The sequence below is a fragment of the Paracoccus onchidii genome (genome assembly GCF_028294535.1).
Classification (GTDB): Bacteria; Pseudomonadota; Alphaproteobacteria; order Rhodobacterales; family Rhodobacteraceae; genus Paracoccus; species Paracoccus onchidii.
Window position 1 is genome coordinate 150745 of record NZ_JAQBIE010000001.1, and the last position, 15696, is coordinate 166440.

The window sequence follows — 15696 nt, forward strand, 5'->3', positions numbered from 1 at the left end:
GCCTCCGGTCAAATCGGGATGATGATCGGACCGTGCGTGGTCTCGATGCGTTGCGTGCGCATTTTGAATGCGCGCTGCATCAGGTCATCACGCAGCACCTCGTGTGGTGTGCCGTCAGCAATGATCCGGCCTTCCGACAACAGGATCAGCCGGGTGCAGAAACGCGCCGCCAGACCCAGATCGTGGATCGACACCAGCAGGCCATGCCCTTCGTCGGCCAGTTCGCGAAAAATCCGCATACATGCCAGTTGCTGGGCCGGGTCGAGGCCCGCAATGGGTTCATCCGCGATTACAAGCGGGGTTTCCTGCGCCAGGGCGCGTGCGATCAGAACGCGACTTTGTTCTCCGCCCGAAAGACGCAGGGCCGTGCGCTTGCGATGGGTCTGCAACTGCATCCTGGCGATGGCGGCGTCGATTGCCGCGCGATCAGATATGGCCGTCCCGCTGCCGGGCCAGGGAATGCGACCCAACGCGACAAGATCTTCCACGCTGACGGGCCAGGCAATTTCGCGGGATTGCGGCAAATAGGCTGCGTTGCGCGCCCGTTCACTCGCATTCATTTGCGCAAGGTTGCTGTGACCCGCAGCCGTTGGCAGCAGGCCGAGCGCGGCCTCCATCAATGTCGATTTCCCCGCCCCATTCGCACCGATCAGGCCAACAAGTTCGTGCCGGTCAAGGGTCAGATTGACATCATTTAACACCGGTCGCTTGCGCCGCGACACGGTCATGTTTTGCAGCCGCATCAGCATTACAGGCGTCCCCCACTGCGTGTTTTCCAGATCAGGTGCAGAAAGAGTGGCGCGCCGATCAAGGCGGTGATGACCCCCAGCTTCAGATCGCGTTCGGGCAGGATCAGACGCACCGAGATATCCGCGCCAAGCAACAGGATCGCGCCGCCCAGCCCCGCCGCGAGCAGCAATGCTGATGGGCGCGCGCCGACCAGGGGGCGCAGGATATGGGGAACAACCAGCCCAACGAAACCGATCGCGCCGGCGACTGCTGTTGCCGGTCCGACGATCAGTGCAACCCCGACCACCAATTGATACCTCAGACGTTCAGGGGATACGCCAAGTGCCGCAGCCGCGGCTTCGCCCAATGTCAATGCGTCCAATGCGCGTCGCGTTCGCCAGATCATATAGCCGCCCAGCAGCATGGGCGGCAGCGCCAGCCAGACATGGACCATCGATCGATCCGCCAGGGATCCCATCAGCCAGAAGACGATCTCATTCGCGGCATATGGGTTGGGCGACAGGTTCAGCACAAGCGCTGTTCCAGCCCCGGCCAGCGCGGATATCGCCACCCCCGAAAGAATGAGGGTGATGGAACCGCCCCGTGGCCCTGCCAGCATGAACAACAGCGCAATGCCGCCGGCCGCACCAAGCAATGCCGCAAACGGCAGCGCCAGTCCCGAGACCTGCGAAAGCCCGGTCTGGATGGCCAGCACCGCGCCAAGTGCCGCCATGCCGGACACGCCGATCAGCCCTGGTTCGGCCAGGGGGTTGCGCAGATATCCCTGCATTGCGGCCCCGGTCATGCCCAGTCCCGCTCCTATGGCAAAGCCCAGTATCGCACGCGGCAAGCGGATTTCCCGCATGACGATTGGCATCGGCCCTTCCCCGAGACCGAACAGGGCGGTGATCGCCTGCACCGGGCCGATGCCTGCCGGACCGGTCAGCAGCGATATCGCAAACAGGCACAGGGCAAGGCCCGCCAGCAACCAGATCGCAGGTCTCACGGATTCAGCCCCTCGATTGCGCGAAGTATATAGGGTGTGCCGCAAATCCAGTCCCTGTCGGTGACATGTGACGTATTTGGTGCAATACGCGAAAGGGCGGGGTGGTCCAGGATGGCCTCGCTGCGTGATTGGCCTGGCCATTTTGCCCCTGTGATCAGGTAATCGGGTTGCGACATGACCAGAAGCTCCATCGGCAATGTGCCGGTCCGGCGAATGCCCAGTTCGTCCGCGACATTGTCAAACCCGGCATGTCGCAAGATGGTGCCGGCCAGTGTATTCCCACCCGATGTGATGCCGTTCGCATAATAGAGTGCGGCGCGGCCGCGGGTTCGAGAGGCCGTCACACGCGACAATTCCTGATCAAACTGATCCAGCAACGCCCGCGCCGCCACCTCGCGGCCCATCAAGGCGCCGACATGCTTGATCTCGTGGCGAATGGCCTCGATGGTTTCTGCGGGCGGCAAAACCTCGACCCGCAGGCCGAGACGGCGCAGCATCGCCACCGTCGGCCCCGAGGCAAACTCGCCCGCAAGCACAAGATCCGGGCGCAGAAGGTAAATTTCTTCGGCGCGGCCGTAATTGATTGGAAACGCGGCCGCCTGCGATGACATCGGCGACATTCGGGGATCCTGCGCCAGATCACTGACCGAGATCAGTTGCCCCGGGGCCGCCAGCATCATCGCGATCTGGTCGGTGCACAGGTTCATCGACACCACCCGTTTGGGCGCGGCATGCGCAGCGAACGCAGATATCATGATCCACGTCGCTGCGATGGCGATCCAGTGCCTAGAATGCGGCACGAATCCCCACATATGCTGCACGATCCGAGGTGCCATAGCCGTCATTCAACTGATATTGCTCGTCAAGGATGTTCTCCAGCCGCAGATAGGCCTCGACATTGCGGGGCAGGGCTTGGCGCAAGGTCAGGTCGACGGTCGTGAAATCGTCCAGGCCATCGGGCCGGTTGGCGACATGCAGCAACTGGATTCCGGCGGTGGTCTCGGTGGCGAAGCGGGTTTCAAAACCAAGGTTCAGGACATGCTCGGGCACTTTGGCCCATTCCGATGTCTGCCGGTTGTCGGTATAGGTATAGGCGGCGGTAAAGGCATGGTTGCCCAGACCGTAACGGCCGTCAACCTCCAGCCCCGAGCGACTGGCCGAGCCGTCGATCTGCGCATAGCAGCCCGGCAGGCCGAACGGGCCGGTTGCCGCCGCACAGGACATGCTGTCCTGGTCCCAGCCGATCAGGTTGTCGGCCTCCATCCAGAATGCTGTCGCACGCAGATAGCTTTCTTCACCCCACAGTTTTTCGACGCCGATTTCGGCCGTGCGGCTGTCCTCGCGTTTCAGGTCGGCATTGCCGTAGGCGCTGTAAAGCTCGTAAAGCGAGGGGGCGCGAAAGCCGTTTCCTATTGCGGCGCGGAACAGCAGGTCTTCGCTGGCGCGATAGACAGCTGCCAGACGTCCCGACGTATATCCACCAAACTGTGAATGATCATCGTGGCGCAGCGATGCGTTGATGTCGATGGCCTCGCCGACCGGGATGTTCAGCTCGCCAAAGACGCCGGTCAGGCGGGCATCGCCATTTCCCTTGGCCTCTTCCTTTTCGGTGTCTGCGCCGAAGACCGCGCGTGTGCCTTGGGTGCCGATATCCGTCGCACCCTGCCAGGACAGCTTGGTGCGCGTGCCTTTGAACGGCGTTTCATAGCCGTTCGACCAGCTGCTGCGATCCAGTTGATAGCGCGTGGCGGCAACTTCATGATCGATGGCGCCTGTCGAGAAGTTGGCGAAGGCGCGAATGCCATAGGATTCCTTGTCGGTGTAGTCGTCGCCCGGCGTTCCGTACCGATCCCCGAAATAATATGTTCCTGTCGCGAAATCATAAAAGCCGTCATCGAAATCGGCGCGGCTTTCTTCCCAGAACGCGTTGACGCCGATGGTCGCCCCCGATTGCAACTCATGTGCGGCATAGAAGGTCAGCCGGGTGGCATCATATCCGTCATCCTCGGTGTTGCCGTCATTTTCGTCGCTGGCAGAAAAACCGTCGGTGATGATGCGGCTGGCCTGGAAGGCCAGATCCGTGTTGTCACGCCGCAGGGTCACACCATAGCTGGCCTGCAGGGTGCCATAGCTGCCGGCCTCGATTGCGAATTCCTGCTGCAGACCGTCCTGCGTCGGCCGCAATGTCTGAAGGCTGAGAACGCCGGCCACCGCGCGCGATCCATACAGCGCAGATTGGGCGCCACGCAACAGTTCAACCCGGTTGATGCCGCTGCTGGTCAGCCCGCCGATATCGTAATAGGGCTGTCCGGCGGCCGGGTCCGACACATCGATTCCGTCGATGATCACAGGCAGATACTGGCTGGGGGCGCCGCGGAGCTGGATTGATCCGGTCGTGCCCAGAGGGCCGGATTGACGCCAGTTGATCCCCGGCAGCCGCGAGAGGGTGTCTGCCAGCGGTTGCGATGCGCGATCTTCCAGCTCTCCTCGGGTCAGGACCGAGACCGAACTGCCGGATCGGGACAGCTCGGTGGCTTCGCGATTGGCGGTCAGGGTAATCGTCGGCAGGACAAAACTGTCCTGCGCAAGAGCGGGTGTGGCAAATGCCGCGACAGATGTCGCAAGAATTGAAAGACGTTTCACGTCATGGCCCTTTTCAGGCGCCGGCAGGGGCGCAATGCGGTCTGTCCGGTTCAGCTGCCGGACGGCGGGTACCACCACGTCGGAACATCCGTTTCGTGCATGCCCCACGCATGCACTCAGGGTGATAGGCTTCGGCAGGTCTCCTGACTATGCGGGTTGTCGCTTGGCCGGGCCTTCCCATGCACGGGCTGTGCGCAGTGGCATTTTCCGACCTCGCTCGCCGCTGACAGTTGCGGGGGCAGTCGCGGAATTGCACCGCGTTCCCTATTCACCGGGCAAGCCCGGAACCGAGGCAGGACGGGGTTAGACCAGAGGCCGGATTCGCGCAAGGATTATCGCCGGTCCCGTCAGCTCCCCAGCGAATCGACCCATGCGGGAACGGTCAGCGATGCGGGGCCGCGAATATGATCGTCGAAATCCCGCGAGGTTGCGCTGTCTTGCAGGTTCAGTTCGACACAATGGGCACCGTTGCGTGCGGCGTGCTGCGCAAAACCTGCGGCCGGGTAGACATTGCCCGATGTGCCGATGGCGGCAAACAGATCGGCCTGTTCCAGCGCGACCCAGATCTGTTCCAGGTGAAAGGGCATTTCCCCGAACCAGACGATATCGGGGCGGATTGTTCTGGCGGCGCAAGCGGGGCAGGGCATGTCCACGGACATTTGCGGGGGCGCGGCCCATGTCAGGTTGCAACTTGTGCATCGGGCGCGGTTCAGGCTGCCATGCATGTGGATCACTTTGGCGCTGCCTGCGCGTTCATGCAGGTCATCGACATTCTGTGTGATCAACGTGAGGTCGTGCCGTTCTGCCAGTCGCGCCAGCGCCTGATGCGCCGCGTTCGGCACGGCCGCCGCGGCATTCTTGCGGCGCTCGTTGTAGAACTGATGGACCAGCGCCGGATCGCGGGCAAAACCGTCCGGGCTTGCCACGTCTTCGATGCGGTGGTTTTCCCACAGGCCGTCGCTTGCGCGGAATGTGGCCAGTCCGCTTTCCGCAGAGATCCCGGCACCGGTCAGAACGGTGATTCGCAAATGATCAGCGGCAATAGGCTTCGGCAGAGGATGCAAAGCGTTTGTAGCGGGCCCAGAACGCGTTATCGGCATTGGATTTCGACATCCGCACGACTTGTGCCTGATGCGGATCCTTGAAGAAGGATGCGGCGCGGCGTTGGTCGGAACGCGACAATGTCTGATTGGCCACGCGCTGGATGCAGCTGCAAAGCGGCTTGTTGCCGCTGGCGCGATCAGAACGCACGCAGGCACTGTCGATGGGGCCGGACATGGCCAATGGCGCCGTCAGAACAATGGCGGCCGCCGCGATTACAATGCGGTTCAGCATGATGCTGTCTCCTCGGTTTCCTGGTCCTATCCTCAGGGTGAGGGAATGCCGGTTGACCCGGTCTGGAATCCCTTCTTAGGCTGCAACAATAACAAAATCGTTAAGGCTTCTCAATCGTGGCGCGACCCAAAGGCGGCGCCATGTGGCCTTGCCGAATGGCCCAGGTGACGGCGGCGCATGGTCGGTGGGTGACTGTCATGGGCGCGAAACGGCAGGAATTGCCGGCTGTCGCTATGCGGGCAGGGTGAATGGCGAAGGGTTTGACAATGGCGCGGGGGCGTGGTCTCGCTGCGACAACACGCCGCGAGAGGTTGGAATGTTTGAGGCGATTGCGCTGGATGCGGACGATACCCTTTGGGAAAACGAAACCTTCTTTCGGGCGACCGAGGCGGATTTCGCGGCATTGCTGTCGGAACATGCCGATCCAGATCTTGTGAATGCGCGCCTGGTCGCGACCGAGATGCGCAATCTTTCGCGCTATGGTTTCGGGATCAAGGGGTTCATGTTGTCCATGGTCCAGACCGCCATCGAACTGACGGAAGGCCGTATCGATGGCAATTCCATCGGGCGGATCATCGAGATGGGGCAGGATATGCTGTCCCATCCGGTTCATCTGCTGGAAGGGGTTGAACAGGTGCTTGCGACCCTTGAAGGGCGCCATCTCCTGTTGATCACCAAGGGCGATCTGATCGACCAGGAACGAAAGATCGCGGCATCGGGCCTTGCCGGTCATTTTGCGGGGGTCGAGATTCTGGCCGATAAGACACCGGCCAGCTATGCCAGCGTCTTGGCGCGCCGCGCCATTGCCCCCGAGCGGTTCCTGATGGCAGGAAACTCGATGAAAAGCGATGTCATGCCTGTGATCCGCATTGGGGGAACGGGTGTGTTCATCCCTCATGACCTGACATGGTCCCTGGAACATGCCGAGCCGCAACAGGATGAAAGCTATCATGAGCTGGCCGCCATCGCGCAGCTGCCTGTGCTGATCGACGAATTGGAGGGCCGGTCATGACCCCGAACGCCCGCGCTGCTGTGTTGATGACTGTCGGTATGGCCAGTTTCGCCTGCGAGGATACGTTGCTGAAGCTGCTCGCCCGCGAGATCCCCACAGGGCAATTGCTGTTTCTGGTGGGGCTGGCCGGCATGCTGGTCTTTGGTGCCTGGCTGGCCCGCAGCCCGGAAGGCATTTCGTGGCGGCACCTGCTGGTTCCCAAGGTGCTGATGCGCAACATGGCCGAAGGGGTCTGCGGCGTCACCTTTCTGCTTGCGCTGTCGATCGGCGATCTCAGCATCGCCTCGGCCATCCTGCAGGCCTCGCCATTGCTGATGACCCTGGGGGCGGCGCTGTTCCTGAAAGAATCGGTTGGCTGGCGGCGTTGGCTGTCGATCGGTTTGGGGTTTGTCGGGGTGTTGCTGATTGTCAGGCCGGGCACGGATGCGTTCCAGCCGGCTTCGGTGCTGGCGGTGATTTCCGTGGTCGGGCTTGCCATACGCGATCTGCTGACACGGCAATTGCCGGCCGATATCGGATCGGGTTTCCTGACGGCCTCGGCGTTCGGGTCCATGGCGGTGGCGGGGGTGGCCCTGATGGTCATCGGCGGACAGACAATGGTGCTGCCCTCGGGCATCGAGACGGCCACCATGGTTGCCTCGCTTGGGTTCGGCCTGGCGGGGTATATCACCATGGTGACGGCGACCCGCATCGGAGAAATCGGGGCAATCGCTCCATTTCGCTATTCGCGGCTTGTCTTTGCAATCGTGCTGGCGGTGCTGGTCTTTCGCGAACGGCCTGATGCCTTGACCTTGGTGGGGGCGGCGATCATCGCCCTTGCGGGCGGGTATACGATGTGGCGTGAGGCGCGCCTGCGACAACAGCGTGTCGCAGACCCGGCCCTGAGTGTCGTTCGCTCCGGTTGAACCACCCTTTGGCGGGGAAGCAACGCCGCCCCCATCGAGGGGTCGGCGTTGCTCCGAGGCGATGCCTCGGGCAATAAGCCGCAGCGGGAGCGCGAAAGCCTCTTTTCGCGGCGTTTCAAGCCTTGTATAGCCGCGCAATGACCGAGCTGTCCCATATACGCAATTTCTCGATCGTGGCGCATATCGACCACGGTAAATCCACGCTTGCCGACCGGCTGATCCAGCTGACGGGCACTGTTGCCGAGCGCGACATGAAGGCCCAGCTTCTGGATGCCATGGATATCGAGCGAGAGCGCGGCATCACCATCAAGGCCAACACGGTCCGCATCGCCTATCCGGCGAAGGACGGCCATACCTATGTGCTGAACCTGATCGACACGCCGGGCCATGTCGACTTTGCCTATGAGGTCAGCCGCTCGATGCGCGCCGTCGAAGGGTCGTTGTTGGTCGTGGATGCGACGCAAGGGGTCGAGGCGCAGACGCTGGCCAATGTCTATCAGGCCATCGATGCCGACCACGATATCGTCCCGGTGCTGAACAAGATCGACCTGCCCGCGGCCGAGCCTGACCGTGTCAAGGAACAGATCGAGGATGTCATCGGGATCGACGCATCGGATGCCGTTCCGATCAGCGCCAAGACCGGGATCGGCATTCCCGATGTTCTGGAAGCCATCGTTCAGCGTCTGCCCGCGCCCAAGGGCGAGCGCGATGCCCCGTTGAAGGCGATGTTGGTCGACAGTTGGTATGACCCCTATCTGGGCGTTGTGGTGATGATCCGGGTCATGGACGGGGTCATCCGCAAGGGCGATCAGGTCAAGATGATGCAGACCGGCGCCAGCTATCGTCTGGACAAGCTGGCCGTTCTGACGCCCGCGATGAAGGATATTGCCGAACTGGGTCCGGGCGAGATCGGCGTGTTTACCGCCTCGATCAAGCAGGTGCGCGATACCCGCGTCGGGGATACGATCACGCATGAAAAGAAGCCCTGCGACAAGCCGCTTGCGGGCTTTAAGCCCGCGCAACCGGTGGTTTTCTGTGGCCTGTTCCCCGTCGATGCCAATGATTTCGAGGCGCTGCGCGACGCCATCGAGAAGCTGGCCCTGAACGATGCCAGCTTCAGCTATGAGATGGAAACCTCGGCCGCGCTTGGCTTTGGCTTCCGCTGCGGCTTTCTTGGCCTGCTGCACCTTGAGGTGATCCGTGACCGGTTGGAACGCGAATACGATCTGGACCTGATCACCACCGCCCCCAGCGTGGTGTTCAAGCTGCACATGAAGGATGGCGAGGTGCGCGATCTGCACAACCCCGCCGACATGCCGGATCAGACCCTGATCGACCACATCACCGAGCCGCGCATCAAGGCCACGATCATGGTGCCCGACGAATATCTGGGCGATGTCCTTAAGCTGTGCCAGGACCGTCGCGGCATCCAGATGGACCTGACCTATGCGGGCAGCCGGGCGATGGTCGTCTATGACCTGCCGCTGGCCGAGGTGGTGTTCGATTTCTATGACCGCCTGAAATCGGTGACCAAGGGCTATGCCAGCTTTGACTACCAGATCAGCGAATATCGCGAGGATTACCTCGTGAAGATGTCGATTCTGGTGAATGACGAACCGGTCGACGCGCTGGCGATCATGGTCCACCGTGACCGTGCCGAAAGCCGCGGCCGCGTCATGGTCGAAAAGCTGAAAGAGCTGATCCCGCGGCACATGTTCAAGATCCCGATCCAGGCCGCGATCGGATCGCGCGTGATCGCGCGCGAGACCCTGTCGGCCATGCGCAAGGACGTGACCGCCAAATGCTATGGCGGCGACGCGACGCGGAAGAAAAAGCTGCTGGAAAAGCAGAAGGCGGGCAAGAAGAAGATGCGTCAGTTCGGCAAGGTCGAAATTCCGCAGACGGCATTTATTCAGGCCTTGAAGATGGACAACTGACCGCAGGGCATGGTCGCGCGGCTGGTTGGTTCGCGCGATTGTGTTCGGGCCTGCGAAGGGGGTGTGGCCAGCGTCACCCCCTTTTTTCAGCGATGATTGATGCAGAATGCTTGGCCATGATCCCTGTTGCAGCGTTGCCCAACCCCGCGTTTCGTGGCAATAAGCGCGCAAAGCAGGTCGAGCAGAGGTTCCCGACATGACCGATTTCGCCGCGCGCCGCACCACGATGGTGGATACTCAGGTTCGTCCGAACGATGTAACGAAATTTCCCGTGATTGAAGCGATGCTGACCATCCCGCGAGAGGATTTCGTTCCCGCGTCGCGTCGCGCCGTCGCATATTCCGGGGAAAACTTGCCATTGGGCGATCAGCGGATCATGCTGGAACCGCGCACCTTGGCCAAGATGGTCGATGCGCTTGATATTCAATCCGGCGATCTGGTGCTGGATCTGGCCTGTGGGTTCGGATACTCGGCCGCGGTCATTGCGCGTATGGCCGAAGCAGTCGTGGCCATCGAAGATGACGAGGAAATGGCAACCGAGGCACAGGCGCGACTTGCAGATGCCGCCGTCTTCAACGTGGCGGTGCTTGCCGGTGAGCTGGCCGAAGGAAACGCCAAGCAAGGCCCATATGACGCGATTCTGATCGAAGGTGCCGTCGAAGAAGTGCCGCCTGCGATCATCGAACAATTGAAGGACGGCGGTCGCATTGCGGCGTTGTTCATGGAAGGCTCGCTTGGCGTGGTGCGTATCGGGCATCGCTTCAAGGGCCGCGTGAACTGGCGCTACGCATTCCATGCGCATGCTCCGCTGCTAAAAGGATTTGAGCGACAACGGGGGTTCAGCCTGTGAAGGTTTTTTCGGGATTTCGCGCGACTGCGGTTGCCATCGGGCTTTCGGTCGTGGGCATTGGACAGGCAGGGGCCGAATCCTTGGCCGATACGCTTGTGGCGGCCTATCGCAATTCGGCGCTGATTGAACAGAACCGTGCGGTGCTGCGCGCCGCCGATGAAGATGTGGCCACGGCATTGGCCGCGTTGCGACCGGTGGTGGAATGGGTTGCCAGCCACACTCCGCGTCGGCAAGAGGGCGTCACTACCATTCGCACGACGTCTTTGGGCGTATATGCGGAGATGACCCTGTATGACTGGGGGCGCTCGGCGCTGGCCATTGACGGCGCAAAAGAACAGGTTCTGGCGACCCGTCAGGCACTGGTCGGGGTGGAACAGGACGTGTTGCTGACGGCTGCGCAAGCCTTTTTCGGGGTGCGCGAAGCGACCGAACAGGTCGCGTTGCAACAAAACTCGGTCAATCTTGTCAGCCAGGAACGACAGGCTGCGCGCGACCGTTTCGAGGTTGGTGAAATCACCGTGACGGATGTCGCCTTGGCCGATGCGGAACTTGCGGCAGGGCGTGCGTCCCTGGCGGCGGCCCAGGGTGATCTGGAGGTTGCGCGGGAAAACTATCTGGCAGCTGTCGGCAGCAAGGCCGGGTCGCTTTCGGCGCCACCGCCCTTGCCGAAATTGCCCGCGAATCTGGATGCTGCCCGTGCGATCGCGCAAAAGAACCATCCTACGATCCTGCAGGCACAGCGCACGGCCGCGGCTGCCGAATTGGGCGTTGCTGCTGCCGCGGCAGAACGCAACCCGTCCCTGTCAGGGTCTCTGGGCGCGGAAATCGTTGGCAGCAACGATCCCGCGACGGGTGACTACGACAAGCCGATCAGCGGTTCGATCGGCCTGAACCTGAGCCAGACGATCTATTCGGGGGGGCGTTTGTCTGCTGCGCACCGAAAGGCCATGGCTCAGCGAGATCAGGCGCGTTCATCGCTGTTGAATGTCGCGCGGCAGGTTAGTCAGCAGGTGGGGGTCGCCTGGGCCAATATCGATGTTGCCCGTGCCCAGATCGGTGCAATCGACGAACAGATCTCGGCCGCGCAGCAGGCGTATGACGGCGTTCGCGAAGAGGCATCGCTGGGTGCGCGTACGACCCTGGACGTTCTGGATGCCGAGCAGTCCTTGTTGGAAGCCCGCGCCGACAAGATCACTGCAGAGGCCAATCTGCAATTAGCACATTATCAACTTTTGGCTGCTATGGGTTTGTTGACGGTAGAACACCTGAAACTGGGGATTCCGACCTATGACCCATCACAATACTACAATGCCGTGCGCAACGCACCGCATACCAGCAAACAGGGCGAAAGCCTCGATCGCGTCTTGCAGGCAATCGGAAAGGGCAACTAAAGCCTCTTTGAACGGGGGGCGGCATGGCTGATTTTCACGGAAACCAGAACGCCGCCCGCCTTTCAGAAGACATCGGAGATGTGCTGAGCGCGATCCGGCGGCTGATCGCTGCCGATGAAGGCGCAGACAGGTCGATTTCGCCACAGCCCGCCGTTGAAAGCGACCTTCCCGATCCGATCACGGACCCCGCAGAACAGCTTGCCCGTCGCTATGGAGGCGAGGCCAGCCTTGCGCGGCGGCTGGTAGAGGCCGGCACCTTGGGGGAACAGGCCGACAGGCGTGACGGCCCCTTGGATCATGATGATCTGTTGTCCGAGCCTTGGCCGTTCGGGGCCTCCGCAAACGGCCCTGCGGCGGAGCGTGACGATCAGACGTCTCTGGGATCGCAAGAACATGGGAACGCCGAAACACCCATCCTGCGCCATCGATCCACGCATGATACGACAGATGACGCCCACGAGGCCGGCCGTAATGTTCGGCACGCCCCACGCATTGTGCGCATGTCCAGGGGGGCGTTGGAAACCGTCCGAACCGAAGATGATCGCCCGCCGCTGAAATTGGAGGAAGCCAGTCGGGTCATCGATGACAGGGCTGGTGACAGCCCGGATACCTCCGAGTGGCACAGTTTCATTCGGGCGCGTCGGGCAGGATGCGCTGAAAACCAGGGCTCGAATGTCGTGAGTCTGGCCGATCAGTTGCCGTCCGCAGGCAATGCTCCGGCAGTAAATATCCCTGCGGCCACCACCGACGAGGATGAAGCATCTTTCGCCGAAGCATTCGACTGGAAGGCAAACCTGACCGCTGAGCAGCCTGTCGAGGCCGTCTCACGAACGGAAGCACCAAAGGTCGCGCAACCCGAGGGTGAACAGGCCACTTTTTCGGGCATTGCGATGCAATCCGACGATGAGATCCGCGCCTTGCTGCGCGATATGATCCAAGAGGAAATGCACGGGGAACTTGGGCAGCGGTTTTCCCGGAATTTGCGTGCGGTGATCCGCCGCGAGGTTGCCGCAGCCATTGACGAGCAACTCGATCGGCTCTGACCGGGCAAGGAAACCCATCCGGCGCGCCGCCAACTGGTCTGCGCGCCGGATCCGGCTGGATCAGTTCAGATAATCTTCCGGATCGACGCTTTCAAAGCCGCGCCGAACCTCGAAATGCACGAAGCCTGAATTGCCGGCCGTGCCTATGCCCTGGCCCGAAGATACGGTATCGCCCTTGGCGACGTTCAACCCGTCAAGACCGGTATACACGGTCATCAAGTCCCCGCTGTGGCGCAGGACCACAATCGGCACCCCTGCAGTGTCGCGGGTAATTGCGGCGACGGTGCCGCTGCCTGCTGCCTTGACGGCGCTGCCCGATGGCGCGGCGATGTCGATTCCTTCGTTCTTGCCCTTTTCATAGACGCGGATGATCGACCCGCTGACCGGCATCTGGAAACGACCGCTGCCGGATGCGGATGTACGGGTTGCGCCGAGATCCGTCGTCGGAGCTTCGGGGCCGGGTTCCGCCGTCGGGGTGGTTTTTTCTTCGGGCAGGGGCTCGTCTGCCGATGGGGGGCGAGGGGTCGGGCTGCCGCTGCCCGGGGCGGTGGTCGTGCTCTCGGCTTCTGTCGGTGCCTGCCCGGCCACCGGGATCATCAGGCGTTGACCCACCCGGACATTCATTGATTGAGGCAAGCCGTTCCAGCTGGCCAGATCCTGCACGCTGACACCATATTTGCGTGAGATCGACCAGGCCGTTTCACCCGCAGCCACGACATGCTGCCGCGGTTGGGCGCTTGTGGCTTGCGGTTTGGCGCTTTCGGCTGCTGTTTTGCTGGCCTCGTTGGCGAAGGGGTCGTTGACCATACCCGGAGTGCCGGACGAGCTGCCCGCAGCCGGGCTTCCCGCGGCAACACGTCGTGGCAGGATCAGTGTCGTACCGGGCTGTAACTGGGCATCTGCGGGCAGAGCGTTATAGCTGGCCAGCTCGGCAGGGCTCAGGCCGAGGCGTGTTGCGATGGTTGTCGGTGTGTCGCCCTTGCCGGCGATTGCGACCTGATAGTTCGGAAAACTGATCACCCCGCGCGAATCCGCAGCCGGTCGCGGGGCCGCCTTGGACGCGGCCTCGGCAGTGTTCAGATTTCCCGGTACCCAGCCGCGAAGATCGGGATCGAAGCCGCCATTGGGTCCGCATGACGCCAAGAAGGCAAGGGTGGCCGATGCACCCAGAATATGGAAATAGGTCCTGCTCATTCTGTCGTCCTTAACCTGCCTCTTTCCGCTTGGGGGTCATGTCTGTCCCAACCCCTCGACCAGCGGGACGAACCGCACCTGACGCAGTTCGTCATAATCGAATCCGCCTTCGGTCCGGGATACGCGGATCAGTGTTTGCACGGCGTCCGATTGCCCGACCGGCACCACCATGATACCGCCGATCTTGAGCTGTGCCAACAGAGGGCCGGGCGGATCCTCGGCTGCGGCGGTGACCAGAATACGATCAAATGGTGCTTGATCCGGCAGGCCCCGGGAACCATCGGCCACCTGCGCCGTGATGTTGGACAGGCCAAGATCGCGAAATATCGTTTCGGCTTCCTGCACAAGACGGCGGTGGCGGTCCACGGTATAGACACGGCGGCACAACCCCGAAAGGACAGTTGCCTGATAACCAGAGCCGGTTCCGATTTCCAGAACGGTGTCACGCGGCCCGACATTCAGGGCCTGAGTCATCAGCCCGACGACCGAAGGCTGGCTGATCGTCTGTCCGCAGGGGATGGGAAGCGGCGTGTCCTCGTAGGCGCGATCGGAAAACTGGCCGCGCACGAACAAGCCCCGATCAATGCGCTCCATGGCGTCGAGAACGCGCGGGTCCGTCACGCCGCGCGATCGGAGCTGAAACAGAAAGCGCATCTTGCGCTCGGCAAAGCTGTCCTCGCTGTCGTCGTGTTCGCTCATCCCGCGTCGCTATTCATTGGCTGACGAAATGACGCAATCGCGCCGTTCAGCGCATCGCCCAGACGTTCAAGCGAGTTGTGGCAGGTCAGATCCGCGCGCATCGGCGTCACCGAGACATAGCCTGACAGATTGGCGGTCACATCGCTGTTTTCAGCGGCCGACGCCTGCTGGGATCCGCCCGAAACCCACATGAAACGTCGACCGTTCGGCGCGGTGTAGGGAACAACGCCAAAGCTGGATCCGCGCCGACGCCCTTGCGGGGTCACGCGCAGCCCCTGAACATCCGCTGCCGGGACCGGCGGGAAGTTCACGTTGTAGAACAGGCGGAAATCGGCATCGGATTCCCAATCTCCGTGGTCCAGCAGGCTGCGGATCACGGCGGCGCCATGCTGACGCGACGCTTCGAAGGGATCCTCCAGATCAGCGGTCTTGGGGCCAAGATATTGCGAAAGGGCGATGGCGGGCAGGCCTTGCAGCGCCGCCTCCATCGCGCCACCGATCGTGCCGGAATACATGACATTTTCGCCGGCATTGTTGCCGCGGTTCACCCCTGACAGCACCAGATCGGGACGGTTGTCCTTCAAGATGTCCGAGATCGCGGCCAGAACGCAATCTGCAGGGCTGCCCTCGGCGGCAAAGCGGCGTTCGCCAAGGCGCGCCACCATGGTGGGGTGGGAATAGCTGATGCAATGTGCGACGCCGGATTGCTCGAACGCGGGGGCCACTGTCCAGACCTCACCGTCAGGGCCGGCCAGCTCGGCCGCGATCTCGCCCAGAACCTCCAGGCCCGGGGCGTTGATTCCGTCGTCATTGGTGATAAGTATGCGCATGTCAGCCCCGCAGCCCGATTGCCAGCCCGGCAGTTCATCTGCCCGCTATGATCATGTCTTGCTTAGCGATCTGCAGGACGCGCTTCAACCCGTTCACCATAGGTTGGAAACCGGTTTGACGC

Annotated in this window: 15 protein-coding genes and 1 riboswitch; of the genes, 6 read left to right on the top strand and 9 right to left on the bottom strand. The window is 62.0% G+C overall.

Annotated elements, in window-relative coordinates:
• Positions 1-8: 8 nt before the first annotated feature.
• From PAF17_RS00745 to PAF17_RS00770, 6 genes are all read right to left on the bottom strand, one after another.
• Positions 9-749: an ABC transporter ATP-binding protein gene (locus PAF17_RS00745; protein ID WP_271887162.1), complete on the bottom strand. Its 741-nt coding sequence runs from the start codon at positions 747-749 to the stop codon at positions 9-11.
• Positions 749-1735: a FecCD family ABC transporter permease gene (locus PAF17_RS00750; RefSeq protein ID WP_271887163.1), complete on the bottom strand. Its 987-nt coding sequence runs from the start codon at positions 1733-1735 to the stop codon at positions 749-751. Before PAF17_RS00750 ends, PAF17_RS00745 begins: the two co-directional genes overlap by 1 nt.
• Positions 1732-2490, bottom strand: coding sequence for an ABC transporter substrate-binding protein (locus PAF17_RS00755; protein WP_271887164.1), 759 nt, complete (start codon positions 2488-2490; stop codon positions 1732-1734). The genes PAF17_RS00750 and PAF17_RS00755 overlap by 4 nt, the downstream gene beginning before the upstream one ends.
• 31 nt (positions 2491-2521) lie before the next feature.
• A complete protein-coding gene (locus PAF17_RS00760) occupies positions 2522-4378 on the bottom strand; it encodes a TonB-dependent receptor plug domain-containing protein (RefSeq protein ID WP_271887165.1) in 1857 nt (618 codons plus the stop codon).
• Positions 4379-4494: 116 nt separating this feature from the next.
• Positions 4495-4685: riboswitch (cobalamin riboswitch) on the bottom strand.
• Between the two features lie 40 nt (positions 4686-4725).
• Entirely contained in the window at positions 4726-5406 is a 681-nt protein-coding gene (locus PAF17_RS00765) for an NAD-dependent deacylase (protein WP_271887166.1), read from the bottom strand.
• Between the two features lie 4 nt (positions 5407-5410).
• A complete protein-coding gene (locus PAF17_RS00770) occupies positions 5411-5713 on the bottom strand; it encodes a hypothetical protein (protein WP_271887167.1) in 303 nt (100 codons plus the stop codon).
• A gap of 142 nt (positions 5714-5855) precedes the next feature.
• Here PAF17_RS00770 and PAF17_RS00775 point away from each other — a divergent pair, with 142 nt between their 5' ends.
• From PAF17_RS00775 to PAF17_RS00800, 6 genes are all read left to right on the top strand, one after another.
• A complete protein-coding gene (locus PAF17_RS00775; protein ID WP_271887168.1) occupies positions 5856-6725 on the top strand; it encodes an HAD family hydrolase in 870 nt (289 codons plus the stop codon).
• The gene (locus PAF17_RS00780; protein ID WP_271887169.1) at positions 6722-7630 is read left to right on the top strand and encodes a DMT family transporter; all 909 of its coding nucleotides are present in this window, start codon (positions 6722-6724) and stop codon (positions 7628-7630) included. The genes PAF17_RS00775 and PAF17_RS00780 overlap by 4 nt, the downstream gene beginning before the upstream one ends.
• 137 nt (positions 7631-7767) lie before the next feature.
• The gene (lepA, locus tag PAF17_RS00785; protein ID WP_271887170.1) at positions 7768-9567 is read left to right on the top strand and encodes a translation elongation factor 4; all 1800 of its coding nucleotides are present in this window, start codon (positions 7768-7770) and stop codon (positions 9565-9567) included.
• Between the two features lie 196 nt (positions 9568-9763).
• Positions 9764-10417, top strand: coding sequence for a protein-L-isoaspartate O-methyltransferase family protein (locus tag PAF17_RS00790; RefSeq protein WP_271887171.1), 654 nt, complete (start codon positions 9764-9766; stop codon positions 10415-10417).
• Entirely contained in the window at positions 10414-11808 is a 1395-nt protein-coding gene (locus tag PAF17_RS00795) for a TolC family outer membrane protein (RefSeq protein ID WP_271887172.1), read from the top strand. Before PAF17_RS00790 ends, PAF17_RS00795 begins: the two co-directional genes overlap by 4 nt.
• A gap of 23 nt (positions 11809-11831) precedes the next feature.
• Positions 11832-12851 carry a hypothetical protein gene (locus PAF17_RS00800; protein WP_271887173.1) on the top strand — a complete coding sequence of 340 codons (1020 nt, stop codon included), beginning with the start codon at positions 11832-11834 and terminating at the stop codon, positions 12849-12851.
• Between the two features lie 60 nt (positions 12852-12911).
• Here PAF17_RS00800 and PAF17_RS00805 read toward each other — a convergent pair whose 3' ends face one another.
• From PAF17_RS00805 to surE, 3 genes are read right to left on the bottom strand one after another with little or no spacing between them, the layout of a single operon-like run.
• Entirely contained in the window at positions 12912-14045 is a 1134-nt protein-coding gene (locus PAF17_RS00805) for a LysM peptidoglycan-binding domain-containing protein (RefSeq protein WP_271887174.1), read from the bottom strand.
• 36 nt (positions 14046-14081) lie between these two features.
• Entirely contained in the window at positions 14082-14744 is a 663-nt protein-coding gene (locus PAF17_RS00810) for a protein-L-isoaspartate(D-aspartate) O-methyltransferase (RefSeq protein WP_271887175.1), read from the bottom strand.
• Entirely contained in the window at positions 14741-15574 is an 834-nt protein-coding gene (gene surE / locus PAF17_RS00815) for a 5'/3'-nucleotidase SurE (RefSeq protein ID WP_271887176.1), read from the bottom strand. Before surE ends, PAF17_RS00810 begins: the two co-directional genes overlap by 4 nt.
• Between the last annotated feature and the right edge of the window lie 122 nt (positions 15575-15696).

Bases quoted from the DNA above. Each gene is read 5' to 3' on its own strand.
- PAF17_RS00805 (WP_271887174.1), bottom strand. From the start codon at position 14,045: ATGAGCAGGACCTATTTCCATATTCTGGGTGCATCGGCCACCCTTGCC.
- lepA (WP_271887170.1), top strand. From the start codon at position 7,768: ATGACCGAGCTGTCCCATATACGCAATTTCTCGATCGTGGCGCATATC.
- PAF17_RS00780 (WP_271887169.1), top strand. From the start codon at position 6,722: ATGACCCCGAACGCCCGCGCTGCTGTGTTGATGACTGTCGGTATGGCC.
- PAF17_RS00755 (WP_271887164.1), bottom strand. From the start codon at position 2,490: ATGATATCTGCGTTCGCTGCGCATGCCGCGCCCAAACGGGTGGTGTCG.
- PAF17_RS00770 (WP_271887167.1), bottom strand. From the start codon at position 5,713: ATGCTGAACCGCATTGTAATCGCGGCGGCCGCCATTGTTCTGACGGCG.
- surE (WP_271887176.1), bottom strand. From the start codon at position 15,574: ATGCGCATACTTATCACCAATGACGACGGAATCAACGCCCCGGGCCTG.
- PAF17_RS00790 (WP_271887171.1), top strand. From the start codon at position 9,764: ATGACCGATTTCGCCGCGCGCCGCACCACGATGGTGGATACTCAGGTT.
- PAF17_RS00800 (WP_271887173.1), top strand. From the start codon at position 11,832: ATGGCTGATTTTCACGGAAACCAGAACGCCGCCCGCCTTTCAGAAGAC.
- PAF17_RS00810 (WP_271887175.1), bottom strand. From the start codon at position 14,744: ATGAGCGAACACGACGACAGCGAGGACAGCTTTGCCGAGCGCAAGATG.
- PAF17_RS00745 (WP_271887162.1), bottom strand. From the start codon at position 749: ATGCTGATGCGGCTGCAAAACATGACCGTGTCGCGGCGCAAGCGACCG.